This is a genomic window from Falsiroseomonas sp. RANM36 (assembly GCF_056682175.1).
In genome coordinates this window covers 402,466-403,123 of record NZ_JBWXTD010000004.1, presented here as the reverse complement: position 1 = coordinate 403,123, position 658 = coordinate 402,466, and the positions used below count along the sequence as shown (strand labels likewise).

Below are 658 nucleotides of genomic sequence, written 5' to 3'. Positions count from 1 at the left end.
GCGCCGCCCCCCCCCCCCCCGGGGCGCCCCCGCCCCCCCCCCGCCCCCCCCCGCCGCCCCGGCGCCCCGCGTCCACGCTCATCTGCGTGCGCACCACGCCGGGCGCGACGATGTAGGACAGCACGCCGGCCTTCGCGTAGTGCCGCGCGACGGTCTGGGCCGCGGCGCGGACCGCGGCCTTGCTCGCGGCATAGGCGACGGTCTTGGGGCTGCCCGCGCCGCGCTGCGCCGTCCAGGACGACATGGTGACCCGCACGCCGCCGCCCGCCGCGACGAAATGGTTGACGGCATGCTTCATCCGCCGCGTCGGCGCGGCGACGTTCACGCGCCACTGCGTCTCCCAGGCGGTCTCCCAGTCGTCGAGGCCGTCCTCGAAGCCGCCGGTGTTGAGGAAGACCGCGGCGGTGAGCACCACCACGTCGATGCGCGGCGCGATCGCCAGCGCCTCCCGCCACAGCGCGTCCATCGCGCGCGGATCGGACTGGTCGGCCATGAGGATGTGCCGGCGCGCGGGCGGCACGCCCGCGAGCGCGGCCTCGGCGCCCGCACGGTCGCTGCGGCAATGGGCGACGATGGTCGCCCCCGCCGCCCCGCTGGCGCGCCCGGGCGGCGCCCCCCTGCCCGGCGGGGCCCCGGGGGCGGGGCCGGGCTTCCCGGC

The 658-nt window shown here is 79.8% G+C and carries 1 protein-coding gene; it reads right to left on the bottom strand.

All coding sequences use genetic code 11. The features are described 5' to 3' along the window. On the bottom strand, positions 1-574 hold a 574-nt coding region (locus tag AC1MIR_RS15665), incomplete at its 3' end, for an SDR family NAD(P)-dependent oxidoreductase (protein WP_480029552.1). Positions 575-658 lie beyond the last annotated feature (84 nt).